The organism is Stutzerimonas stutzeri (assembly GCF_002890915.1).
Lineage (GTDB): Bacteria > Pseudomonadota > Gammaproteobacteria > Pseudomonadales > Pseudomonadaceae > Stutzerimonas > Stutzerimonas stutzeri_AF.
The window spans coordinates 1-23,427 of the sequence record NZ_POUT01000018.1 but is presented as its reverse complement, the minus strand read 5'-3'; the positions used below and the strand labels follow the sequence as shown (position 1 = coordinate 23,427).

General features: G+C 62.5%; 27 protein-coding genes and 1 tRNA gene. 20 read left to right on the top strand and 8 right to left on the bottom strand.

Annotated elements, in window-relative coordinates; translation table 11 throughout:
- On the top strand, positions 1 to 1,137 hold the full coding sequence (locus CXK94_RS20795) for a sodium ion-translocating decarboxylase subunit beta (protein WP_102895732.1): 1,137 nt from the start codon (positions 1 to 3) through the stop codon (positions 1,135 to 1,137).
- Positions 1,138 to 1,191: 54 nt separating this feature from the next.
- Here the strand turns inward: CXK94_RS20795 and CXK94_RS20790 are convergent, their stop codons facing one another.
- The 3 genes from CXK94_RS20790 to CXK94_RS20780 form a co-directional block, all read right to left on the bottom strand.
- Positions 1,192 to 1,518 carry an Arc family DNA-binding protein gene (locus CXK94_RS20790; RefSeq protein WP_020307307.1) on the bottom strand — a complete coding sequence of 109 codons (327 nt, stop codon included), beginning with the start codon at positions 1,516 to 1,518 and terminating at the stop codon, positions 1,192 to 1,194.
- Between the two features lie 254 nt (positions 1,519 to 1,772).
- Positions 1,773 to 1,958: a PA3371 family protein gene (locus CXK94_RS20785; protein ID WP_102895731.1), complete on the bottom strand. Its 186-nt coding sequence runs from the start codon at positions 1,956 to 1,958 to the stop codon at positions 1,773 to 1,775.
- Positions 1,959 to 1,995: 37 nt separating this feature from the next.
- Positions 1,996 to 2,208 (bottom strand): hypothetical protein, encoded by a 213-nt coding sequence (locus tag CXK94_RS20780; RefSeq protein ID WP_102895730.1) that lies wholly within the window; start codon positions 2,206 to 2,208, stop codon positions 1,996 to 1,998.
- A gap of 298 nt (positions 2,209 to 2,506) precedes the next feature.
- Here CXK94_RS20780 and CXK94_RS20775 point away from each other — a divergent pair.
- A tRNA-Arg gene (locus tag CXK94_RS20775) sits at positions 2,507 to 2,583 on the top strand.
- A 139-nt stretch (positions 2,584 to 2,722) separates the two neighbouring features.
- Here CXK94_RS20775 and CXK94_RS20770 read toward each other — a convergent pair.
- The 4 genes from CXK94_RS20770 to flgA form a co-directional block, all read right to left on the bottom strand.
- Positions 2,723 to 3,469, bottom strand: coding sequence for a flagellar brake protein (locus CXK94_RS20770; RefSeq protein ID WP_102895729.1), 747 nt, complete (start codon positions 3,467 to 3,469; stop codon positions 2,723 to 2,725).
- 53 nt (positions 3,470 to 3,522) lie between these two features.
- The gene (locus tag CXK94_RS20765) at positions 3,523 to 3,993 is read right to left on the bottom strand and encodes a flagella synthesis protein FlgN (protein WP_102895728.1); all 471 of its coding nucleotides are present in this window, start codon (positions 3,991 to 3,993) and stop codon (positions 3,523 to 3,525) included.
- A gap of 42 nt (positions 3,994 to 4,035) precedes the next feature.
- A complete protein-coding gene (flgM, locus tag CXK94_RS20760) occupies positions 4,036 to 4,365 on the bottom strand; it encodes a flagellar biosynthesis anti-sigma factor FlgM (protein ID WP_102895727.1) in 330 nt (109 codons plus the stop codon).
- 126 nt (positions 4,366 to 4,491) lie between these two features.
- Entirely contained in the window at positions 4,492 to 5,232 is a 741-nt protein-coding gene (gene flgA / locus CXK94_RS20755; RefSeq protein WP_102895726.1) for a flagellar basal body P-ring formation chaperone FlgA, read from the bottom strand.
- An 89-nt stretch (positions 5,233 to 5,321) separates the two neighbouring features.
- On the opposite strand from flgA, the gene CXK94_RS20750 reads away from it, so the two are divergent.
- From CXK94_RS20750 to CXK94_RS20665, 18 genes are all read left to right on the top strand, one after another.
- Positions 5,322 to 6,254 carry a chemotaxis protein CheV gene (locus tag CXK94_RS20750; protein ID WP_102895725.1) on the top strand — a complete coding sequence of 311 codons (933 nt, stop codon included), beginning with the start codon at positions 5,322 to 5,324 and terminating at the stop codon, positions 6,252 to 6,254.
- 38 nt (positions 6,255 to 6,292) lie between these two features.
- Positions 6,293 to 7,117, top strand: coding sequence for a protein-glutamate O-methyltransferase CheR (cheR, locus tag CXK94_RS20745; RefSeq protein ID WP_102895724.1), 825 nt, complete (start codon positions 6,293 to 6,295; stop codon positions 7,115 to 7,117).
- Positions 7,118 to 7,302: 185 nt separating this feature from the next.
- Complete coding sequence (gene flgB, locus CXK94_RS20740; RefSeq protein ID WP_020307314.1) at positions 7,303 to 7,707, top strand: flagellar basal body rod protein FlgB; 405 nt, start codon at positions 7,303 to 7,305, stop codon at positions 7,705 to 7,707.
- A gap of 14 nt (positions 7,708 to 7,721) precedes the next feature.
- Positions 7,722 to 8,165 (top strand): flagellar basal body rod protein FlgC, encoded by a 444-nt coding sequence (gene flgC, locus CXK94_RS20735; protein ID WP_037039813.1) that lies wholly within the window; start codon positions 7,722 to 7,724, stop codon positions 8,163 to 8,165.
- 19 nt (positions 8,166 to 8,184) lie between these two features.
- Positions 8,185 to 8,862, top strand: coding sequence for a flagellar hook assembly protein FlgD (gene flgD / locus CXK94_RS20730; RefSeq protein WP_102895723.1), 678 nt, complete (start codon positions 8,185 to 8,187; stop codon positions 8,860 to 8,862).
- Between the two features lie 42 nt (positions 8,863 to 8,904).
- A complete protein-coding gene (locus tag CXK94_RS20725) occupies positions 8,905 to 10,512 on the top strand; it encodes a flagellar hook protein FlgE (protein ID WP_102895722.1) in 1,608 nt (535 codons plus the stop codon).
- 196 nt (positions 10,513 to 10,708) lie between these two features.
- Complete coding sequence (flgF, locus tag CXK94_RS20720) at positions 10,709 to 11,449, top strand: flagellar basal-body rod protein FlgF (RefSeq protein WP_102895721.1); 741 nt, start codon at positions 10,709 to 10,711, stop codon at positions 11,447 to 11,449.
- Between the two features lie 42 nt (positions 11,450 to 11,491).
- The gene (gene flgG / locus CXK94_RS20715) at positions 11,492 to 12,277 is read left to right on the top strand and encodes a flagellar basal-body rod protein FlgG (RefSeq protein WP_037039815.1); all 786 of its coding nucleotides are present in this window, start codon (positions 11,492 to 11,494) and stop codon (positions 12,275 to 12,277) included.
- Between the two features lie 88 nt (positions 12,278 to 12,365).
- Positions 12,366 to 13,061 (top strand): flagellar basal body L-ring protein FlgH, encoded by a 696-nt coding sequence (flgH, locus tag CXK94_RS20710; protein ID WP_037039818.1) that lies wholly within the window; start codon positions 12,366 to 12,368, stop codon positions 13,059 to 13,061.
- A gap of 14 nt (positions 13,062 to 13,075) precedes the next feature.
- Positions 13,076 to 14,176, top strand: a complete 1,101-nt coding sequence (locus CXK94_RS20705) for a flagellar basal body P-ring protein FlgI (protein ID WP_164838444.1) — start codon at positions 13,076 to 13,078, stop codon at positions 14,174 to 14,176.
- 10 nt (positions 14,177 to 14,186) lie between these two features.
- Entirely contained in the window at positions 14,187 to 15,359 is a 1,173-nt protein-coding gene (gene flgJ, locus CXK94_RS20700; RefSeq protein WP_102895720.1) for a flagellar assembly peptidoglycan hydrolase FlgJ, read from the top strand.
- A gap of 3 nt (positions 15,360 to 15,362) precedes the next feature.
- Positions 15,363 to 17,417 (top strand): flagellar hook-associated protein FlgK, encoded by a 2,055-nt coding sequence (gene flgK / locus CXK94_RS20695; protein WP_102895719.1) that lies wholly within the window; start codon positions 15,363 to 15,365, stop codon positions 17,415 to 17,417.
- Positions 17,418 to 17,428: 11 nt separating this feature from the next.
- Positions 17,429 to 18,703 carry a flagellar hook-associated protein FlgL gene (flgL, locus tag CXK94_RS20690; protein ID WP_102895718.1) on the top strand — a complete coding sequence of 425 codons (1,275 nt, stop codon included), beginning with the start codon at positions 17,429 to 17,431 and terminating at the stop codon, positions 18,701 to 18,703.
- 123 nt (positions 18,704 to 18,826) lie between these two features.
- Entirely contained in the window at positions 18,827 to 19,144 is a 318-nt protein-coding gene (locus tag CXK94_RS20685; protein ID WP_102895755.1) for a ComEA family DNA-binding protein, read from the top strand.
- Between the two features lie 369 nt (positions 19,145 to 19,513).
- Positions 19,514 to 19,963 carry a YkvA family protein gene (locus tag CXK94_RS20680; protein ID WP_037039825.1) on the top strand — a complete coding sequence of 150 codons (450 nt, stop codon included), beginning with the start codon at positions 19,514 to 19,516 and terminating at the stop codon, positions 19,961 to 19,963.
- Positions 19,964 to 20,098: 135 nt separating this feature from the next.
- Positions 20,099 to 20,425 carry a helix-turn-helix transcriptional regulator gene (locus CXK94_RS20675; RefSeq protein WP_102895717.1) on the top strand — a complete coding sequence of 109 codons (327 nt, stop codon included), beginning with the start codon at positions 20,099 to 20,101 and terminating at the stop codon, positions 20,423 to 20,425.
- A complete protein-coding gene (locus tag CXK94_RS20670) occupies positions 20,422 to 20,802 on the top strand; it encodes a hypothetical protein (RefSeq protein WP_102895716.1) in 381 nt (126 codons plus the stop codon). Before CXK94_RS20675 ends, CXK94_RS20670 begins: the two co-directional genes overlap by 4 nt.
- A complete protein-coding gene (locus CXK94_RS20665; RefSeq protein ID WP_102895715.1) occupies positions 20,802 to 21,269 on the top strand; it encodes a sel1 repeat family protein in 468 nt (155 codons plus the stop codon). Before CXK94_RS20670 ends, CXK94_RS20665 begins: the two co-directional genes overlap by 1 nt.
- On the opposite strand, the gene CXK94_RS20660 is transcribed toward CXK94_RS20665, so the two are convergent.
- Positions 21,236 to 23,032 carry a bifunctional diguanylate cyclase/phosphodiesterase gene (locus CXK94_RS20660; protein ID WP_102895714.1) on the bottom strand — a complete coding sequence of 599 codons (1,797 nt, stop codon included), beginning with the start codon at positions 23,030 to 23,032 and terminating at the stop codon, positions 21,236 to 21,238. The genes CXK94_RS20665 and CXK94_RS20660 overlap by 34 nt on opposite strands.
- Between the last annotated feature and the right edge of the window lie 395 nt (positions 23,033 to 23,427).

Here is a 23,427-nt window from a genome sequence, read left to right as displayed (position 1 = left end):
ATGGATAAGTTGCTCAAGCTGTGGCAGGGAACCGGTCTGTACCATCTGGAACCAGGGCAGGCGTTGATGATACTCGTCTGCCTGGTGCTGATCTACCTGGCGATCCGCAAGGGGTTCGAGCCGCTATTGCTGATACCGATCGGCTTTGGCGGCATCCTGGCGAACATTCCCGTGGCCAATATGGCCGAGGGGGCCGGTATCCTGCACCTGTTCTACGAGGTAGGCCTGCCGACCAGCGTATTCCCGCTGCTGATCTTCATGGGTGTCGGGGCGATGACGGATTTCGGGCCGATGCTCGCCAACCCGAAGACCCTGCTGCTCGGGGCGGCAGCGCAGTTCGGTATCTTCGCCACCCTGCTCGGGGCGTTGGCGTTGACGGCTACTGGAATTCCCGGGATGGAGTTCACGCTGCGTGAAGCGGCTTCGATCGCCATCATCGGTGGCGCCGATGGCCCGACCTCCATCTTCGTGACGTCCAAGCTCGCGCCGGACCTGCTCGGCCCCATCGCGGTGGCGGCATACTCCTACATGGCACTGGTCCCACTGATCCAGCCGCCGATCATGCGCGCCATGACCTCTCCCGAAGAGCGGGCCATCGTGATGACGCAGCTGCGTCATGTCAGTCATGTGGAAAAGATCGTCTTCCCGCTGGTGCTCTGTCTGCTGGTTGGCCTGCTGTTGCCGGATGCGGCACCGTTGGTGGGCATGTTCGCGTTCGGTAACCTGCTGCGTGAATGCGGTGTGGTCGATCGCCTGGCCGATACTTCGCGTAATGCATTGATCAACATCGTCACCATCGCGCTGGGTCTGACGGTCGGCTCCAAGCTCTCGGCCGAGGCCTTCCTGCAGTTGAAGACGCTGGGGATCCTGTTGCTGGGGATGGTCGCCTTCTGCGGCGGTACTGCGGCGGGGATTTTCATGGCCAAGGTGATGAATCGCTTCAGCCATAACAAGATCAACCCACTGATCGGCTCCGCGGGAGTTTCGGCGGTGCCGATGGCGGCCCGGGTATCGAACAAGGTGGGGCTGGAGGCGAACCCGCAGAACTTCCTGCTGATGCATGCCATGGGGCCGAACGTGGCGGGCGTCATCGGCTCGGCCGTCGCTGCGGGGGTGTTGCTCAACTTCGTCGGCTGATCGCCAATGGAAAACAAGAAAGCCGGCTTGATGCCGGCTTTCTTGTTGGTGCGATCAGCTGTCTTCCTTGGCTAGTTCCGCATCCTGCGCAATCAGTGCAATCAGCGCGTTCTGCTGGCGATGAGTCAGCTGGCGGAAGCGCTGCAGCAGTTCCCGCTCATGCAGCGATAATTCCGGGCTATCCAATCGCATGCTCAGGTCGTCATCGAGCGCGCCCTCCTGCAACAGGCTCTGTTCCAGTCTGGCGATGATTTCCGAGTTCATGCTGCGATGGTGATTGCGAGCCACGTCGGCGATGCGCTCGCGCATGCCATCGGGAAGCCGAACCACGAATTTGTCAGCCGTGCGGCTGGAGTAAACTGCCTGTTTCATAGGGCGCATAGTAAACCGGTTAGTCAGGTGGGCGTGCTGGCGTATTGCCGGGGTGTCACCGGTCTGACAACCAACAGCACATGCTGTTCCGTCAGACGATAAAAAATATGAGACGGGTTGATGGCGCCAATTGTACGACGATTTGGTGATTAGTAAAGGCGTTGTAGTATCAAAGTGCCTTTACTGTGATGCAGTGCCGCTGTGACAGCAATTGGCGCCCTGAATGGCGGGGGCTCGAATGAGGCAGGGCGCCAAGGGAAGGGTCAGCGCAATACGGGATCGAACTTGATGCGACGGCCGATCAGCAGGGCGCCGACGAAAAGCATGCCAAAAACTGCCAGCCCCCCTTTGCTGACCGAGTTCAGGATTCCGGAATCGGCCGGTGCGAGGAAAATCCCTGCTCCGCAGATCGCTGCCAGCAGCAGGCAAGACAATGCGAATTTAGACATGGCTGTATCTCCCTTGCGGAACGATCCGCGCTAATCCTTAGAAGACCCAGCGCTGAGGCTGGGAAGGGCTGATCTCGGTGCCGCTGAGTGTAAGAACCCGTGCACCCTGTACGCTGTCGAGTCTCTGGATGGATTGAATGCCGGAAGCCGGGTTGTGCTGCGGTGTTCGCGTTTCGATTGTGGGTTGCTGCAGTGCAGCCAGAGCTGCAATCAGGATTCCTGCGCTGAGCAGATAAGCCGGCATGTTCATGAGGCGTTGTCCTTCGCATCACGTTGCTAAGTAAGCTTTTTCTGCAGGTGCTGTGCCAACCTTATTGAATATAAAAAACCTTTTAAATCAATGAGATAGTTTTTTTAGAATGATTATGAGATTGCGCTTTGCACGAGTGCTCGTACAGCTGTCGTGCATTTTGCATTACGTGACGATGCCATGATGATGAGCACTCGTATGGAAAGCCGCAGCCCGTATGACGCCGTTTTTGCTGGGTACTTCAGGCTGCGGGCATGACAAAACGCACGTGGCTCGTTAACATGCGCCCGCGCAATATGTCCCAGTAGCTCAATTGGATAGAGCATCCCCCTCCTAAGGGGAAGGTTGGAGGTTCGACCCCTCTCTGGGACGCCAGCGCTCCCTGCATCCCGCCTGCCCGTTTTCACACGCTGCGCCCGATCCGTTCGCGTAGGCGGTGTCGAATCCTGTTTTTACCGCTGTGCACCCAGGCCGTCGTTCGTGCGCGTAGCGCCCTTGCGGCAGCCGCGAGGTCTCAGCTGAACGGTGCTTCGGCGTCGTCGCGGCGCGCTTCGCGTTGCAGCTGGTAGACCAGCCGTTCGATCTGGCGTTGCGTCGGCCCGCTGATACGGTGGAAGCGCAGGCCGCAGAAGGTCGTATTGAGCTTTTCGTCGATGACCAGGTGACGCAGCTCTACTGCGGTCTGCACCGTGCCGATCGGAAGCTTCGTGGACAGTTCGTAGACTTGGCCGGTCTGCAGGCAACTCTGCTGATCGCCCTTGATGCTCAGCCTGCAGCCTGTGGCCGAGATGTCGAGCAGCTTGCCCTCGAGCGGTTTGCGCAACGAGGCGCCGCCGAGCACGGCCACCGCGATCATCTCCTTGAACTGGGCCCGGTATGCGTTGCGGCGCTGATGATAGATCAGCTCGGCGGGCGTCGGTATCCAGTAGCAGCGGGCTCCATCCGGCTCGTCCAGGTGGGCTGGCTGGTCGTTTGTCCAGGCTATGCGAACGCCTTCGTAGAACCCTTCCACCTGAAAGGGCTCGCCCTGCAGGAGCAGCCGCTCGCCGTCGGTGGGTATCAGTTCGTCGAGGGCGATCCAGCCTTTTTCGCGGTTCAACTCCACCAGAAAGCTCTGGTAGCGCTGATTGCGCTCGTGAAACCGAATGATCAGCGGGGTGTGGTTGTCCAGAAGCGGCCGCAGGTTGGCATATATCTCGAGCGGCGCCGTCAACAGCTTGGGGGGCTGTGGGCCTTCCTCGTCGAAGAATGGGTTAGACACGTTCCGATACTCTCCGGCGCATCACCATCGCGATCCGTCCTCGTCGGGCAGGGTCAGGCCTGGCTCAAGGGGCGCTGTTTGGTGACCTTGGCGGCTCCGCCGCGGTTGTCATAGAGGCTGGGGGTTTCGTTCTTGCCCTGAAGGATGCCCAGCATGTCGCCCACGGCGCTCTGGTTGGCGCGGATGAGGCGGCCGTTGCGCTCGTTCGCGCTGCGGCAGGCTTCGAGAGTGGCTTCGAGAAGCCGGGCCTGTTCGAGGATCGCGGCGCCTTTTTCCGAGCGGGCGGCCAGTGCTTCCAGGCCGGCCCGGTCGGCACTCAGCTGTTGCCCGATCAGCCACTGGCTGCGCTGGCTGCTATGTTGGCCGAGCAGGGCCAGCAGTGGCTGCTTCTTCGCCAGAATGCTTTCCAGACCCGCGAGGTCGCGTTCGCTCAGGGCGGTAAACTCCTGATCGGTGAGCTCAAGCAACTGGCCGGCTATGCCGATATCGTCGGTAAGCTGGTCAAGCAGGGTCGTGTCTTGCATTTCGGGCTCTTGGATGTGCTCGCGTCTGTGGTTCGTTCAGGTTCAGCGCTGCGTCTCGAAGGCGAGCAGCTTGGCGGCGACGCGCTGGCTATCGACCTGATAGGAGCCGTCGGCAATCGCTTGCCGGAGCTTGGCTACACGCTCCTGATCGACGGCGGGTTGTTCATTCAGCTTGTCGGCTGCCTGCTGCAGGCGCTGGGCCTCTGGGCTCAGTTGTACCGTATCGCCGGTGCTGGCGCTGGTGTTGCTGGTTTTGGGCGCATCGCCGGCTGCCCCGGGCAGGGGGCTGTTCGTGCGCTCGTTGCCTTGAACGGCACCGCGCCCGCTGGGGGCAGCGGCTGTGCTGTTAGGCCGATTGAAGTCGATGACCATGATGCAAACCTCGAAGGAATCAGGACGCTTGCCATGTGTTCGGCAACATTGGACGAAACTTTAGCGTTTTTTCGGGCGCTACACATGAAAAAGTGCTCATGTGCCGGTGGCTGATCGCCATGATCATCACATCGCGACCTCGACATGGCCGGGGCCGGTGACCCGCGCTTTTACGACGCGTCCGGAGCGCTGGTTCTTCACCGGAATCTGCTTGCCGGGCGCACCGTCCGCCATCGCTTCCCCGGGCATGCGGACATTTATCGTGCCGCTTCGAGCGGTGATCACTACCTGGTCGCCCTTGCGTACCACTTCGGCAAGCTCCAGCTGGTTCGGTGCGATCACCTGGTCCGGTTGCACCGGCCGGGTCAGCTTGTTGCCGAGCACTTCGTCCATGCGCGTCAGGTATCCCTGGGTGAGGTTGGAGACGTCGCGCTCGGCCAGGCTCACGTCGGCCTCGCTGAGCAGGCTGTCGCGCAGCAGTGAGCGATTGGCGACGATTACCGGTCGATAGAGGCGAACCTGTGCCGGGACGAATACGGACCAGGGGCTGCTTCCTTCGCAACTTATGCGTACGGTGACGCGTCCGATGGGTTGGGCGGCGGTGCCGAGCTTGGCGTCGAGCGGCTGGTCGCATTGTGCCAGGCGCAGCCTGGGGTCCAGGCGGTTGACGATGATTTCGTGACGGGCCTGTATGTCGCCGCGTCGCAAATAGTCGGCAACCGCCTGCTCAAGAAACTGTTGGGTCGCGTCGATAAGTTGTTCAGGATGTGACATGGTTGCCGCATGGGCCAGTTGACCCATCACGCAAAGCAAGGGTAGCAGCAGGTATCTGCACAGCGTTTGGCAGCCGCGTCGGAAATTAGTCATATGGGCGTTCATGCCCCAACCAAAGCAAGGGGCGTGCCGCACTTCGGCGTTCGGTCCCGCACAATCTGCAGGCAGAGAGGAAGACTGGCATGGCCGGTGTACTGGATTCGGTTAACCAGCGTACCCAATTGGTGGGGCAGAACCGTCTGGAGCTGTTGCTGTTTCGTTTGGAAGGCGAGCAGCTTTATGGCATCAACGTGTTCAAGGTGAAAGAGGTGCTGCAGTGCCCGCGCCTGACGATCATGCCCAAGTCCGGCAGGGTGGTGCGCGGAGTGGCCAGCATCCGTGGCAATACGCTGCCGATTCTCGACCTGTCCCTCGCGACGGGCAAGCCGGCGTTGGCGGACCTGCAGAACAGCTTTGCGGTCATCACCGAGTACAACAACCGGACGCTGGGCTTTCTGGTGCGCTCGGTGGAGCGAATCGTGAACATGAACTGGGAGGAAATCCTTCCTCCTCCCAAGGGCGCCGGGCGTGACCATTACCTGACGGCGGTGACCCACGTGGATAACCGCCTGGTGGAAATCATCGACGTCGAGAAGGTCCTGGCGGAAGCCGCGCCGACCTCCGAGCAGGTTTCACCGAACGTCGTGGATGCCGAGACCCAGGCCCGGGCGCTTTCCTGCCGGGTGCTGGTTGTCGACGATTCCTCCGTGGCACGCAAGCAGATCGTCCGCTGCCTGGAAAATATCGGGGTGGAGGTCGTCACGCTGAACGATGGCCGCGAGGCGCTCGATTATCTGAAGCGGATGGCCGACGATGGCAAGCGGCCGGCGGAGGAATTCCTGATGATGATCTCCGATATTGAAATGCCGGAAATGGATGGCTATACCCTGACTACTGAGGTGCGTCAGGATTCTCGTATGCAGGATATGCATATTCTCTTGCATACTTCGCTTTCCGGTGTGTTCAACCAGAACATGGTGAAGCGTGTGGGGGCGGACGATTTCCTCGCCAAGTTCCAGCCCGACGATCTCGCGGCTCGGGTGGTCGAGCGGATTCGAAAGGCGGATGCAAACTGAGGCTAGTCCTCTCATGGCTTTGATGGTGGGCTTTATTAGTGTCAGTTGATCTGGATTTCGAGCAGTTCCGGGTATTTCTAGAGAAGACGTGCGGCATTCTGCTTGGCAGCAACAAGCAGTATCTGGTGTCCAGTCGGCTGAACAAGCTGATGGAGCAGCAGGGTATCAAGACGCTGGGCGATCTGGTCCGCAGGATCCAGGCGCAGCCGCGCAGCGGCCTGCGCGAGCAGGTCGTCGATGCGATGACCACCAACGAGACGCTGTGGTTTCGCGATACCTACCCGTTCGAAGTGCTCAAGAGCCGGGTCCTGCCGGAAATGCTCAAGTCCGGTTCCGGCCAGCGCCTGCGCATCTGGTCGGCCGCCTGTTCCTCGGGGCAGGAGCCCTATTCGCTGTCGATGGCGATCGACGAGTACGAGCGCGCCAATCCCAGCCAGCCGAAGACCGGCATACAGATCGTGGCCACCGAGCTGTCGGGCGCGATGCTGGCTGCCTGCAAGGCGGCCGAGTACGACAGCCTGGCGATTGCCCGTGGGCTTTCCACCGAGCGCCTGCAGCGTTACTTCGACCTCAAGGCACCCGGGCGCTGGGCGGTGAAGCCGGCCATTCGCACGCGCGTCGAGTTCAAGGTCCAGAATCTGCTGGACAGTTACGCCGCCCTGGGCAAGTTCGACATCGTGTTCTGCCGCAATGTGCTGATCTACTTTTCCGCCGATGTGAAGAAGGACATCCTCAAGCGCATCCATGCGACCCTGCGTCCGGGTGGCTACCTGTTCCTCGGCGCCTCGGAGGCGCTCAACGGGCTGCCGGAGCTGTACCAGATGGTCCAGTGCAGCCCGGGCATCATCTACAAGGCGAAATAAGGCGGCAGAAAACCGTCATGCAAGATGGCGGTTGCGGCAAAACGGCGGAAAAGTCTTGCCGCTTTTGACGCCAGCGAACTGCGCGTGTATCGATAAATCCTATTAAATCAATGGCTTGTGTTCTATGGCATGGGCTTTGCTGGAGTATGCGCAAGCAGACTTGTATCCGGCAGAGGGCCAGATTCATGAGCATCAGTTTCGACAAGGCGTTGGGCATTCACGAGAAGGCGCTTGGTTTCCGCTCGCAGCGTGCCGAAGTGCTGGCGAACAACATTGCCAATGCCGATACGCCCAACTACAAGGCCCGTGATCTCGACTTCGACAGCGTGCTCGCCGAGCAGTCGGCGAAGAGCCAGGGCGGCTTCGGCGTCACCCGGACCAGCGACAAGCATATTGCCGCCGAGGGATTGGAGATTGCCGATGCCTCGCTGCGCTTCCGTACGCCGACCCATCCGTCCCTGGACCAGAACACCGTCGATCTGCAGATCGAACAATCCAACTACGCGAAGAACGCCGTGGACTTCCAGGCGAGCTTCACCCTGCTCAACAGCAAGTTCAAGGGGCTGATGAGCGCCCTGCGCGGCGAATAAAGGAGTTTCCATCGATGTCTCTAAGCAGCGTATTCAACATTGCCGGTAGCGGCATGAGCGCCCAGAGCACTCGGCTGAACACCATTTCCAGCAACATCGCCAACGCCGAAACGGTCTCCTCGAGTGTCGACCAGACCTACCGCGCCCGCCATCCGGTGTTCGCCACCGTGTACCAGCAGGCCAACGGCCAGCCCAACGAGTCGCTGTTCGCCGGACAGGACGAGGCCGGGGTGGGCGTGCAGGTATTGGGTGTGGTCGAGGACCAGAGCGAACTGCAGGCGCGCTACGAGCCCAACCATCCGGCCGCCGACGAGAACGGCTACGTCCACTATCCGAACGTCAACGTGGTGGAGGAGATGGCCGACATGATCTCCGCCAGCCGCGCGTTCCAGACCAACGCCGAGCTGATGAACACGGCCAAGACCATGTTGCAGAAAGTCCTGACGCTGGGTCAGTGATTCCTACGAGAGCATACGCATGAGCACTACAAGCGGCGTCGGCGGCACCAGCTCGATACTCGATCAATACCAGTTCGGCGAGGATCGCGAGGTCAAGGGCAACGACCTCGGCAAGAACGAATTCCTCGAGCTGCTGGTGGCCCAGTTGAACAACCAGAACCCGCTGGAACCCCAGGAAAACGGCGAATTCATCGCCCAACTGGCGCAGTTCAGTACGGTGGAAGGCGTCGAGAAGCTGAACACCAGCATGGAAAGCATTCTCTCCGGCTACCAGTCCTCGCAGGCGCTGCAGGCCTCCTCGCTGGTCGGGCGCAAGGTGATCGTGCCGACCGACAAGGCGGTGGTGGATACCAGCGAGACCTTCAAGGCCAGCCTGGTGCTGCCGGTGAGCAGCAACAACGTCTACGTCAACGTCTACGACGATACCGGCGCGGTGGTCAGCCGGGTCAACCTGGGGCAGCAGGAGGCCGGCAACGTCTCGTTCATGTGGGATGGCAAGGATTCCAGCGGCAATACCTTGCCGCCCGGCACCTACAAGTTCGAAGCGCAGGCCACCTACGACGGCGAAACCAAGGGGCTTTACACGCTGCTGCCGGCGAACGTCGACAGCGTGACCCTGGGTGGCAGCGAGCTGCTGCTCAATCTTGCCGGGCTCGGCAGCGTTCCGCTTTCCAGTGTCCAGGTCATCGGCCAGTAACTCTCGACCGTAACTGCCGGCAGTTCCGGCGAAGGAGCATTCATGTCGTTCAATATCGGTCTCAGCGGCCTGCGCGCCGCGAGCAAGGATCTCAACGTAACCGGCAACAACATCGCCAACGCCGGTACGGTCGGCTTCAAACAGTCGCGTGCGGAGTTTTCCGACGTCTACGCGGCGTCCGTGCTGGGCACCGGCAAGAACCCGCAGGGTAGCGGTGTGCTGATGTCCAACATCTCCCAGCAGTTCAACCAGGGCAACATCAACTACACGCAGAACGCGCTGGACCTGGCGATCAATGGCAACGGCTTCTTCCAGGTCAGCAACAACGGTGCGGTGAGCTATACTCGCGCCGGTTACTTCGGCACCGATCGCGAAGGCTTCCTGGTCGATAACTTCGGCTACAAGCTGCAGGGTTTCCCGGTGGACGGCAACGGCAACCTGCAGAATGGTGTGGTGGGTGATCTGCAGATCCAGACCACCAACCAGGCGCCGAAGGCGACCAGTACCATCAATACCGCGTTCAACCTGAACTCGACGCTGAAGTCGCCGGTTACCTGGCAGTCGGCTTATGACGCCATCGTCGATGATGCCTACCAGACGGCCTATACGCCGGTATACAACAGCACGCTCGCTACACAGATGGCCGCCTATTACGCGGACCCGGCCAATGGCGTTGCCGACCCTGCCAACCCGACCGACGAAGAGATCGCCGCAGCAACCGCCTTCGCGACCCCGCTTGCCGAGACCGCCGCCGCCGCTGCCGGGAATCTGGCCGCCAGCGATGCGGCGGTGCTGAGCGCCGCACGCGCGGCGGCCAACGCCACCTTCAATCCGGCCGACCCGACCACCTATAACAGCTCCACCTCGCTGAATATCTACGATTCGCAGGGCAACGCCCACGTCATGACGCAATACTTCGTCAAGACCGGCGCCAATACCTGGGACATGAAGGTGCTGATCGACGGCCGCAATCCTGCCAATCCCGCGCAGGAGCCGCCGCAACCCTACGTGATGGGGCTGACCTTCAATTCGTCCGGCGCGCTTACCGGCATCAGCAATGCCAGCGCGTCGCCGTTCAGCGTTTCGCCCGACCTGAAGGTGACGCTGAACTCCGCTACCGGCACGCCGCCCACCGGGGGTTGGATTCCGGCCATTTCCGATGGCGGCACCCCCGCGACCTGGTCGGCCAATGGCGCCCTGGCCAACCCGGGCGGGATCGTCATGGACTTCGCCAAGTCGTCCCAGTTCGCCAGTTCCTTCGCCGTCAACAGCGTGGCCCAGGACGGTTACACCACCGGCGAACTGGCGGGGCTGGAAATCGACGATACCGGCGTGATCTTCGCGCGCTACACCAACGGCCAGTCCAAGGTGCAGGGACAGATCATCCTCGCCAACTTCGCCAACGTGCAGGGGCTGACTCCGGTGGGCAAGACCCAGTGGGTGCAGTCGTTCGAGTCCGGCGAACCGGTGATCGGTACCCCGGGTTCCGGCACCTTGGGCGCGCTGCAGGCCGGGGCGCTGGAAGATTCCAACGTCGAGCTGTCGGATCAACTGGTCAACCTGATCGTCGCCCAGCGCAACTATCAGGCCAACGCCAAGACCATCGAAACCGAAAGCGCGGTCACCCAGACCATCATCAACCTGCGTTGAGCATGAGCGGCAAGCGCATTGCCGCCGACGGCAGTATTCCGCCGCTCTCGTGAAAGAAGGCCCGCCAGGGCCTTCTTCTTTTTTGGAAAGTCTTTCTATTTCAGTGGCCTGGGTTTCTTCCTGGGCTGTGGCACGCGCCTTGCATTTTCGTGACTAACAGAATCGCAAGTGTCAATCTCGCGTCTCGGAGATGTCGATGGACAAGATGCTCTACGTGGCCATGACCGGTGCCAGCCAGAATGCGCGGGCCCAGCAGGCGCACGCCAACAATCTGGCGAACCTCTCCACCACGGGCTTTCGCCGGGATTTCGAGCAGGCGCGTTCGATGCAGGTGTTCGGCGACAGCTATCCGGCCCGCGTCTACGCGATGTCGGAGCGTCCGGGGACCGATTTCACCGCCGGTGCGCTGCAGGAAACCGGCCGGGATCTGGATGTCGCCGTGGAAGGCGAGGGCTGGATCGCGGTGCAGGCGCCGGATGGCAGCGAAGCCTACGTGCGTACCGGCAGCCTGAACATCGACGCGCTGGGCATGTTGCGCACCGCCGACGGCATGCCGGTGCTCGGCAACGGCGGGCCGATCGCCATTCCGCCGGAGGAAAAGGTGGACATCGGCCAGGACGGCACCATCAGCATTCGTGCCCTGGGCGAGGACCCGAACATCGTGGTCACGGTGGATCGGCTCAAGCTGGTCAACCCCGATCCGCAGCAGTTGGAAAAGGGCACCGACGGCCTGATCCGCATGAAGGGCGGGCAGCCTCTCGAGGCGGATGCCAACGTACGGGTCACCTCCGGGTTTCTCGAGGCGAGCAACGTCAATGCCGTTGCCGAGATGACGTCCATGCTGGCGCTGTCCCGCCAGTTCGAACTGCACGTGAAGATGATGCGCACCGCCGAAGACGACGCGGCTGCCATGGCTCGCGTACTGCAACTCAGCTAACACCAGCGCGTAGCGCCTGGCCGGCGCACGAGGAGAAAGCACATGCTTCCAGCACTTTGGGTCAGCAAGACCGGTTTGTCCGCCCAGGACATGAACCTGACGACCATTTCCAACAACCTGGCCAACGTCTCCACCACCGGCTTCAAGCGCGATCGCGCGGAATTCCAGGACCTGCTGTACCAGATCCGCCGCCAGCCCGGCGGCCAGTCCAGCCAGGACAGCGAACTGCCGTCCGGCCTGCAGCTGGGCACCGGCGTGCGCGTGACCGGTACCCAGAAGATCTTCACCACCGGTAGCCTGCAGACCACCGAGCAACCGCTGGACATGGCCATCAATGGCCGTGGCTTCTTCCAGGTGCTGCTGCCCGATGGCACGGTGTCCTACACCCGCGACGGCAGCTTCCACCTGAGTTCCGACGGCCAGCTGGTCACCGCCAATGGCTATGCGCTGGAGCCGGCCATCGTCGTGCCGCCGGAAACCCAGACCTTCACCGTCGGCGAAGACGGCACCGTGTCGGTCACCACGCTGGGCAATGCCCAGCCGCAGATCATCGGCAACATCCAGACCGCCGACTTCATCAACCCCGCCGGCCTGCAGGCCATGGGCAGCAACCTGTTCCTGGAAACCGCCGCCAGCGGCGCCCCGCAGGTCAGCACGCCGGGCCTGAACGGGTTGGGTACCGTATTGCAGAACACCCTGGAGAACTCCAACGTCAGCGTCGTCGAGGAACTGGTCAACATGATCACCACCCAGCGCGCCTACGAGATGAATTCCAAGGTGATTTCCACCGCCGACCAGATGCTGTCGTTCGTCACGCAGCAGCTCTGATCGGGCGTTGACCGTTAGCCGTTGTATACGGGCAGGCATTGGCCGCGCCCGCAGTCGTTTCGATGGCCTGTCAGGGCTTGAGGTGTCTATGAGCCGCTTGTTGATCGTTGTCTCGCTGTCGTCCGCCTTCGTGCTGGCCGGGTGCGTCGCCCCCGCACCCAAGCCGAACGATCCCTACTATGCGCCGGTGCTGCCGCGCACGCCGCTGCCAGCCGCACAGAACAACGGCGCGATCTACCAGGCGGGTTTCGAGAACTATCTCTACGACGACCGCAAGGCCTACCGGGTCGGCGACATCATCACCATCACGCTGAACGAGCGTACCCAGGCCAGCAAGAACGCGAGCTCCAAACTGTCGAAGGACAGCAGCGCGAATATCGGCCTCGGCTCGCTGTTCGGCGGTGCTGTTTCGATGGCCAATCCGCTGACCGGCAATTCCATGAGCCTCGGGGCCGAGTACGACGCTTCGCGCGACACCTCCGGCTCCGGCCAGGCGGGGCAGAGCAACAGCCTGTCCGGTTCGATCACCGTGACCGTTTCCGAAGTGCTGCCCAATGGCATCCTGGCCGTGCGCGGCGAGAAGTGGATGACGCTCAACACCGGCGACGAACTGGTGCGCATCGCCGGCCTGGTGCGCCAGGACGATATCGCCACCGACAACACCGTGTCATCGACCCGCATCGCCGATGCGCGCATCACCTATTCGGGCACCGGCGCCTTCGCCGACGCCAGCCAGCCGGGCTGGCTGGACCGCTTCTTCATGAGCCCCCTGTGGCCGTTCTGACCGGAGCCGATGGCATGCTGAAGAAAATGCTTCTGCTCACCGGGTTGCTGTTCCTCTGCGCGAACGCCCAGGCCGAGCGACTCAAGGACGTGGCGACCATCCACGGCGTGCGCGCCAACCAGCTGATCGGCTACGGGCTGGTGGTGGGCCTCAACGGCAGTGGCGACCAGACCACGCAGACGCCATTCACCGTGCAGACCTTCAACAACATGCTGGCGCAGTTCGGCATCAAGGTGCCGAGCGGCGGCAACATCCAGCTGAAGAACGTCGCCGCGGTGTCCATCCATGCCGAGCTGCCGCCCTTCGCCAAGCCGGGCCAGACCATCGATATCACGGTTTCCTCGATCGGCAACGCCAAGAGCCTGCGCGGCGGCAGCCTGCTGATGGCGCCGCTCAAGGGGATCGATGGCAACGTCTACGCCATCGCCCAGGGCAACCTGGTGGTCGGCGGCTTCGATGCCGGTGGCGCGGACGGTTCGCGGATAACCGTCAATTCGCCGTCGGCCGGGCGCATCCCCGGCGGCGCGACCGTCGAGCGGCCGGTGCCGAGCGGCTTCAACCAGGGCAATACGCTGACGCTGAACCTCAATCGCCCTGACTTCACCACGGCGAAGAACATCGTCGACCAGATCAACGAACTGCTCGGTCCGGGTGTGGCGCAGGCGCTCGATGGTGGCTCGATCAGCGTGAGCGCACCGCTGGACCCGAACCAGCGGGTGGACTACCTGTCGATCCTGGAGAACCTCGAGGTCGAGGTCGGCCAGGCGGTGGCCAAGGTCATCATCAACTCGCGCACCGGCACCATCGTCATCGGCCAGAACGTGCGCGTGCAGCCGGCCGCGGTTACCCACGGCAGCCTGACCGTGACCATTACCGAGGACCCGCAGGTCAGCCAGCCGGAAGCCTTCTCCGGTGGCCAGACCGTGGTCGTCCCCAACTCCAAGGTCAAGGCCGAACAGGAAGCCAAGCCGATGTTCAAGTTCGGCCCCGGCACCACGCTGGACGAGATCGTCCGGGCGGTGAATCAGGTGGGCGCTGCACCCAGCGACCTGATGGCCATCCTCGAAGCGCTCAAGCAGGCCGGCGCGCTGCAAGCCGACCTGATCGTGATCTAAGGGCAACGCCATGGACAATCGCTTCGCCAGCGGCAGACGCGCCCTCGACAGCGGCAGCTACACCGACCTCAATCGCCTCAATCAATTGAAGGTGGGCAAGGACCGGGACGGCGAAGAGAACGTGCGCAAGGTCGCGCAGGAATTCGAGTCGCTGTTTCTCAACGAGATGCTCAAGTCGATGCGCTCGGCTACCGAGGTCCTGGCCAAGGACAACCCGCTCAACAGCCAGGCCAGCAAGCAGTATCAGGACATGTACGACCAGCAGCTGTCGGTCAGCCTGTCGAAGGAGGGCGGCGGCATCGGTCTGGCCGACGTGCTGGTGCGCCAGTTGAGCAAGCAGACCGAGGCGGTCACGCGCAGCAACCCGTTCGCGCAGGTCGCCCAGACCGAGGGCGCGGCCTGGCCGAGCAAGCCGGCGGCGGCCGCCGAGTCCGTGCGCGACGATTCGCGCTTGCTCAACCAGCGGCGCCTGGCGCTGCCGGGCCGGGTGAGCGAGCGGCAGCTGGCGAACGTCTCGGCGACCGATCCGGCACGCGGTACCGATACGCCACAGCCGCTGGTGAACCTCGACTGGCAGCCCGCCACCGCCTTCGCCGCGCCGCAGGGCAAGCCGTTGACCGTCAACGGCGTCGAGGTCGATACCGCCAGGGCACCGAGCAAGACCCGCTTCGGCTCGCCGGAAGAATTCATCGCCACCATGCTGCCCATGGCCGAGAAGGCCGCGCAGCGCCTGGGCGTCGAGCCGCGCTTCCTGGTCGCCCAGGCCGCGCTGGAAACCGGCTGGGGCAAATCCATGATCCGCCAGAAGGATGGCAGCAACAGCCACAACCTGTTCGGCATCAAGTCCACCGGCTGGCAGGGCGCATCGGCGACCGTGACGACCACCGAATACGTCAATGGCAAGGCCACCCGCGAGAAGGCGGGCTTCCGCGCCTATGACTCGTTCGAGCACAGCTTCAACGATTACGTCACCCTGTTGGAAAACAACGATCGCTACCGCACCGCCATCCAGGTGGCGAGCAACACCGGCGATTCCGAGCGCTTCGTCAAGGAACTGCAGAAAGCCGGATATGCCACCGACCCGCAGTACGCGCGCAAGATCAGCCAGATCGCACGCAAGATGCAGACTTACCAGACCGTCGCCGACGCGAGTTCGGCGCCCGCCATGCGGACCAGAGGCTAAATCATGGCTGACCTATTGAACATTGGCCTGTCCGGCCTCGCTGCCAGCAAGACCCAGCTGTCCATCACCGGCCACAACATCACCAACGTCAACACCCCGGGCTACAGCCGCCAGGACGCATCCCAGGCGACCCGTTCGGCGCAGTTCAGCGGCGCCGGCTATATCGGCTCCGGTACCACGCTGGTGGACGTGCGCCGGACCTACAGCGAGTTCCTCACCAGCCAGTTGCGCAGCAGCACCTCGCTGTACAGCGACGTCGCGGCCTACAAGAGCCAGATCGACCAGCTCGACTCGCTGCTGGCCGGCAGCACGACCGGCATCACGCCTTCGCTGCAGAGCTTCTTCTCCGCGCTGCAGACCGCCGCCGAGGACCCCGCCAACATTCCCGCGCGGCAACTGGTGCTGGCGGAAGCCGAGGGGCTGGCGCGGCGCTTCAACACCGTCTACGACCGGCTTTCCGAGCAGAACAGCTTCACCAACAAGCAGATGGCCGCGGTCACCGACCAGGTCAACCGGCTGGCTGGCAGCATCGGCAGCCTGAACGAGGCGATCGCCGTCGCTGCCGCCAACGGCAAGCAGCCGAACGACCTGCTCGATGCCCGCGACGAGGCCGTACGCCAGCTTTCCACCTATATCGGCGTGACCGTGGTGCCGCAGGACGACAGCAGCTTCAACATCTTCATCGGCAGCGGCCAGCCGCTGGTGGTGGGCAGCAGCGTGGCGCGCCTGGAAGTGGTGCCGGGGCAGGGTGATCCCAATCGCCACGAGGTGCAGTTCATCAGTGGCGGCTCGCGGCAGGGCATCACCTCGCAGATCACCGGCGGCGAGCTGGGCGGCCTGATCCGTTATCGCGAGGAAGTGCTGGATTCGACCATGAACTCGCTGGGACGGCTGGCGCTGGCGGTCAGCGACCAGATCAACAGCCAGCTGGGGCAGGGCCTGGACCTGAAAGGCCAGGTGGGGGCTGCGCTGTTCGGCGATTACAACGACCCGGCGCTGGCCAAGCTGCGGGTCAACGCCTACTCCGGCAACAGCAGCAACGCGCAGCCGGCGTTGAACATCACCGACACCAGTGTGCTGACCACCAGCGACTACCTGATGGAGTATGACGGCACCAACTACAAGGTCCGGCGCTTGAGTGACAACCAGCCGATGACGGTCACCACCGCCGCGGACGGCACCCTGACCATCACCGACAGGAACGGCCGCGACCAGGGCTTCCAGATCGTACCGGGGACGCCGGCACCGGCGGCCGGCGACAAGTTCACCCTGCAACCCACGCGTCGCGGCGCCACGGACATCAGCGCCGTGCTCGACCAGGCCGACCAGCTCGCCTTCGCGTCGCCGGTGCGTGCCGAGAGCGACCTGCAGAACGCCGGTACCGGCGCGATCAGCCAGCCGGACATGGTGGCCGCGCCTTCGCCCATCGACCTTGCCGAGCTCAATACGGCCTTCGGCAGTGGATTGAACCTGACGGCGAACGTCAACGCCAACGGCACCTATACCCTGACCGATACGGGCTCTTTGCCTGCCGGCTGGTCTTATGTGGATGAAAAAGGCAATCCGCTGGCAGCGGCTCCGACGCTCCAGTCCGGCAACAGCAACACCGTGCGGCTGGCCTATACGGGCGCCTCGGGAGAGACCTACCGGTTCGATTTCAGCGTCAGCGGACGGCCACAGACGGACGACAGCTTCTCGCTCACCTTCAACCAGAGCGGTGTATCGGACAACCGCAATGCGTTGAAGCTGGCCGATCTGCAGAGCAAGCAGACCGTCGGCGTCGACGGCTCCGTCGCCGGCTCGGGCTTCAGCTTCACCGACGGCTATGGTGAGCTGGTCGAGCGGGTCGGCACTTTGACGGCGCAGGCGCGGATGGACAGCGAAGCGACCGGTTCCATCCTCAAGCAGGCCACCGACAACCGTGATTCGTTATCGGCGGTCAACCTCGACGAAGAAGCGGCCAACCTGATCAAGTTCGAGCAGTACTACAACGCCTCGGCCCAGATCATTCAAGTTGCCCGCTCTTTGTTCGATACATTGATCAGCTCCTTCAGGTAACAGGCCCGTCCATGCGCATCTCGACCTTGCAAGCCTTCAACAACGGCGTCACCGGACTGCAGCGCAACTATGCCAACGTCACGCGCACCCAGGAGCAGATCAGCACCGGCAATCGCATCCTCACGCCGGCCGACGACCCGGTCGCCTCGGTGCGCTTGCTGCAGCTGGAACAGCAGCAGAACGTGCTGAGCCAGTACAACTCCAACCTTACGGCGGCGAACAGCAGCCTGACCCAGGAGGAAGTGACGCTCAACTCGGTGAATACCGTGCTGCTGCGCGTGCGCGAGCTGGCCTTGCGCGCCGGCAACGGTTCTCTCGATGCGGAGGATCGCCAGTCCATCGCCGCCGAACTGCGTGAGCGCGAGGACGAACTGCTGTCGTTGATGAACACCCGCAATGCGCGTGGCGAGTACCTGTTTTCCGGCTTCCAGGGCAAGACGCAGCCCTTCGTGCGTGCCGCCGACGGCAGCTACAGCTACCAGGGCGACGAAGGCCAGCGCAAGCTGCAGATCGCCAGTTCGCTGAGCATCGCCATCAGCGACAGCGGCAAGGCGGTATTCGAGAACGTCACCAATGCGGGGCGCTACAGGAGCGAAGTCGATAGCTCGGCGGCCGCGCCCGGTTCGACATTGAGCGTTTCCGCTCCCCTGGTGCAGGACGAGGTCTCTGTCGCGGGCAACCCGGCGTTTCCGGCGGCGGGTGTGGGCGTGCACTTCACTTCCGAGACCGAGTACGTCGTCTACGCTCTGGATAATCCGCCGGCGGATTTTGCCGATCCTTACGCCATTCCGGGTCAGGTGCTCGCCTCGGGCTCGGTCGATGGGGACGGGGAAACCGCCGACGAGCTGATCTTCCGCGGCGTGATGATCAAGTTCGATGGCATGCCGACCGGTGGGGAGTCGATAGAAATCACCCTGGACCCCTCGGCGCAGAAGCAGGGCATCCTGAGCACCATTGCCAACCTGCGCATGACCCTGGAAGACCCGGCTTCCAGCAATGCCGACATTCGCGATGCGGTGGCGGTGAGTCTGACCAACCTCGATCACGGCATGGTCAGCGTCGATGCCGCGCGGGGCAATATCGGCGCACGCTTGAACGTGATCGATACCACCCTGACCGACAACGAAGACGTGGCGCTGGTGAACCAGTCGGTACAGGCCGAATTGCGCGAGCTGGATTATGCCGAGGCGCTGTCGCGACTCTCGTTCCAGACCATCATTCTCGAGGCGGCGCAGCAGAGCTACGTGAAGATCAGCAGCCTCAACCTGTTCAATGCCATGCGGTGATGAAAGTTGACGAGGTTCGCAAAAATGCGGCCTCGTTTTTGACATCGAACTGTTGGTGGTTAAATTGACTGAACGCGGAGCAGGAAGTCCCGCGGCTCATCTCGACTTCATAAGGACATGAACATGACCAAGGCTTTTCTTGCTTCTGTGGCTTTCGCATTGCTTGCCAGTGCCTCCCTCTCCAGCCATGCCGCTCCCCAATCCAGCCCCGCCGATGCGCCTGCCGCGGCAGTCGCCCAAGCGGTAACGGTAAATCTCAATACGGCCGATGCGGAAACGCTCAACCGCGAGCTGAAGGGCATCGGCGCGACCAAAGCCCAGGCCATCGTGGCCTATCGCGAGGAACATGGCCCGTTCAGTTCGCTGGACGAGCTGCTGGAAGTCAAAGGCATCGGTGCTTCCACGCTGGAAAAGAATCGCAGCAAGCTTAGCTTGCAATAACGCTGCGTCATGAGGGCTGTTCGCAACGATCAGCCCTTCGACCAAGGCGGCTATAGTCGCCTTCAGGTCGAACGCCCCGTGCATCTGCCAGTCAAAATGCTTGTGAAAAGCATTGACTTCCTATGGGTTATGCACATTGGGAATAGTATCTTGCCCGCTTCTCAATCTTCCCCGGCAATATCCTGTGCTCTTGCATAAGTCATTGATTTTGAATGACTTGATGAGCTGGACAAAAAAACGTCGATCCGTTGTGGGGGCCCATGGATAGGGCGTTTGCGGCAGTCATCCATAATCTGTAAACAGGTTTATCCACAGCTTCGGTGGATAACCTTTCAATGTCAGCAATGACGCTGGCTACAGGAATTCGAGATGAAAGCTCCCTGGAATTTCCTGCGCTACTTCCCTCTCGCGCAGCGTTTGATCAGACACGGCAAGATTCCCGCCCTGCTGCTTGCCGTGGCACGCAAATCATCCTCGAAGCGGGGCTTGCTGAAGGGGTTGCGCGAAGACCTGAGCCTGTTTCAGGCCCTTTGCGTCGCCTGGTGGCGTGGCGAGTACCGGGCGATAAGTCCACAAGCCCTGGTGGCTGTGGTCGCCGGCTTGCTTTATTTCCTCTCGCCCATCGACGCCATCCCTGACTGGCTGCCGGGGCTTGGCCTGGTCGATGACCTGGCCGTACTCACCTGGGTGATGCGCAAGTGGTCGGATGAGTTGCAGGCCTTCCGGCTCTGGAGGGATGCGCAGACCGCGGAGCGCAGAGCCGGACTGCAACGCTTGCCGGAACTGACCGAACCCAGGGCCGGTGGAGGCTCCGCCTGACTGCTGCGGGGCGATACCCATGCTTTTGCGGTTCAGGTTCCGATTCACGCTTCGCTGTGCCCGGTTTGTCGCTTCAAGGATTCCCTCAGGCTGTTAAGATTCTGCCTCTGATCGTTAGCTGCCAGGGGAACGCGAATGAATGTCCAGGTCATCGTGCGTGACGGTTCGCCGGAATATGCCGTACTGCCATGGGAGGAGTATCAGGCGCTTCTGAATGCCGTCGGCGCCCAACCGTCGGCGGCCAAGGACCATTCTCCTGTCCAGGCGCAGAAGCCTGCCCTGACGCAGCTATCCACCCTGCGTGCGGCACAGGGCATGAGCCAGGAAGCCCTGGCCCGTTCGGTAGGCATCAGCCCGGCCTATCTTGGATTGATCGAAGCCGGAGAGCGTGAGCCGGATACCGCCATTCGTCGTGCGCTGGCCCGCGCGTTGGGTGTCTCTGGCTGGGAGGACGACGCTTGAGTCAGCGACCTGCGGCTGTGAGCATCAGCCGCCAGCACTGGCAGGCGCTGCTGGCCGAACTGGCCGAAGCGCGCCGCCAACGCCATCTGGTGACCTACCGGGCGTTGGTCGAACGCCTGCAGTTGCCCACGCCTGCCATGCAGACACTTACTGCGGCACTGGAGCACCTTGCCGCGCTGGATGCTCGTTCGGAGCGACCGTTGCGCAGTGCCCTGGTCATCAGCCAGGGTGCCAGCCGGTTGCCCAGGACCGGTTTCTTCGAATGCGCTGCTCGCCTGGGCCGCTTCAATGGGGCGGCCGACGGCTTTGCCGCTGCGTCCTGGCATGCCGGGGAGGTGGCGCGCGTATTCGAGTTCGATTATCCGGAGGTGCCCTGATGTTGTGGAAACTGCGTGCCGGGATTGGATATTTCGTTGCCCGCAAGTTGATGATGTCGCGCCAGGCTGTTAGCCAGCCGAAACTCTGGCGCTGGATGGAGGGGCAGTTCTCGCGGATGGCTGCGCTGGGCAATGTGGGCGCCCAGAGCTTCTACGGCCATATCCTGTATTTTCGCGGCCAGGGTTTCGGCGCCAAGCAAGAGGGCGCCCGCTTGCTGCGACTGGCGGCCGAGGCGGGGGATGCCAAGGCCGCCTACCAGATGGGCGTGATCAGTCTGAGCGAAGATGCCACGCACGGCCCGGATGGCGGCGAGGCGGCACGCTGGTGGTCGAAGGCCGCCGATGCCGGGCATCCGTTGGCCACGGTGCGCCTCGAGCAGCTTTACCGCGCAGGTGGCCATGGCCTCGGCGCCGATGCGCAACAGGCCGACCGCTACAAGTCGAAGGCGGCCAAGCTGGGCTTGTGAGTCGCGGCCGGCAGGTCGGCCGAGTCGATCAGGTAGAGGCTCGAGCCGCTTTCCTGCTTGGCCTGCCGCTTGGCGTCGGAGGCCAGGGCGGCGAGCCCGGCGGCATCCAGTTGGTCGCAGTTCTGCGCACGCACCCTGACCGCGCCGATCGACAGGGCCAGTAATGGATAGCGTTGTTCACGTCCTTCGCGGCTGGAGGCGATGAAGCAGCCCGCGGCCAGATGCTCACTGCGGTAGAAGAGCTGGCAGCGCCTGTGAAATTCTTGCAGCAGCTGTTCGATGCGCCGCTCCCAGTCGGTGCTGGTCAAGACCAGCATGAAATCGTCGCCGCCGATATGACCGACGAAATCGAAGCCCGGGTCGACGCTTTCGTTCAGGCAATGCGCCAGGCACAGCAGGACCTCGTCGCCCTTGGCGTAGCCGTAGAGGTCATTGAAAGGTTTGAAGTTGTCGATGTCCACGTAGCAGATCAGCGCGTCGCGTTTCTGTTGCAGCAGGCGCGTCAGGCATTGCTGGATCGGCACGTTGCCCGGCAGCAAGGTCAGTGGATTGGCGTGGCGGGCCTGCTGGATCTTCATTTCGGTGATCAGCCTGAGCACGTCGATGACCCGCCCGAGTCCGTGATAGCGCCCGGCCAGGGTGATGACGAAATCCTCCTCGATGCGCTGACGGGCACGGCTGGTGAGCAGGCGACTGACCTGCTGCAATGACTGGCCGAGTTCGACCGCGAGAAAGTCGGTGCTCATCAGGCGACTGATCGGCTTGCGCGCCAGCAGATCGGTGGCGAAGGGTTTGAGCAGGGCGCCTGATATCAGGTTGCGGTGGACGATACCCACTGGCCTTTCGTCGGCATCCAGCACGGCGATGGAGTTCAGGCTGGCCTGCAGGCGGAAGGTTTCCAGCATCTCGGCGACCGGTCGCTCGGCCGACATCGCCGGCTGGCGCACGAGCAGGGCGGAAAGGTCGCCAGTGTCCTCGTTGAGTCCGGCCTGTTGCGCCTCCAGCGAAGGCAGCACGTCATCGATTTCCAGCGCGGGGAGTTCCTGTGGACGTCCGAGCAGATAGCCCTGGACCAGGTCGACCCCCATATCCGACAGGACGGTCAGTTCTTCCGCCAGCTCTATGCCTTCGGCGATGACCTGCGCCCGCGAGGCCCGCGCAATCTTGAGGATCGACTCGACGAACTCGCGCTTCACCGCGTCCTGATGGATGCCATCGATGAAGTAACGGTCGATCTTCACGTAATCCGGGCGCAGTTCCGACCACAGCCGCAGGCTCGAATAGCCGGCACCGAGATCGTCGAGAGCGATGCTGAAGCCCATCGCCCGGTAGTGATGCAGGGCCTTGTCCAGTAGTTCGAAATCGTCGGTCGGCGTCTGTTCGGTCAGCTCGATGACCACCTGGCCGGCCGGGATGCCATAGGCGTTCAACAGCTCCAGCGTGCGGCCGGGCTTGTGCGATGCTTCGAGCAGTGTCTCGGGGGATGCGTTGAGGAACAGCTTGCCGCGCAATGCGCCTTGGCTGTAGCGGCGGCAGGCGCTTTGCCGACAGGTCATTTCCAGTTCGTTCAGTCGCCCGGCCTGCCGCGCGGTGGCCAGCAGGTTGATCGGCGAATGCAGCGGGCTGTTGGACGGACCGCGGCTCAGTGCTTCATAGCCGAGGATACTGCGTTCGGAGAGCGAGACGATGGGCTGGAACAGCGTGGTGATGTCGCCGTGAGCAAGGATGTGTCCCAACATGCTCAACTGCTCGGTGACGGTCATGGGATTCTCGAAGGCCGTGAATGAAGGGCCACAGCTGTGGCCCTTCCATTTCACGGTTCGTACATGTCAGCTTGATGACACGGGGTGGCGTTTTGCCGGTATTCAAGCGACCGTAGATTGGGTCGAGCGCAGCGAAGCCCAACGCGCGAGGCCGCAGGCGGCGGAGCCGTTGCGTTGTCGGGGGTTGTGATCTACATGATTCGTCTGAGCAACGTTGGGCTTCGGTGCCGTGCACCTCAACCCAACCTACGGGGAAGGGGGAATGGTCGTAAGCGTCCAGCCAAGTCATCTTCCGAAGCTGTATCACATGGTGCACGGGTAGGCTGTATCACATGCTGCACGCCTACTCTGTATCACACGCTGCACGCATAAAAATCAGTGCGAGACTATTACGG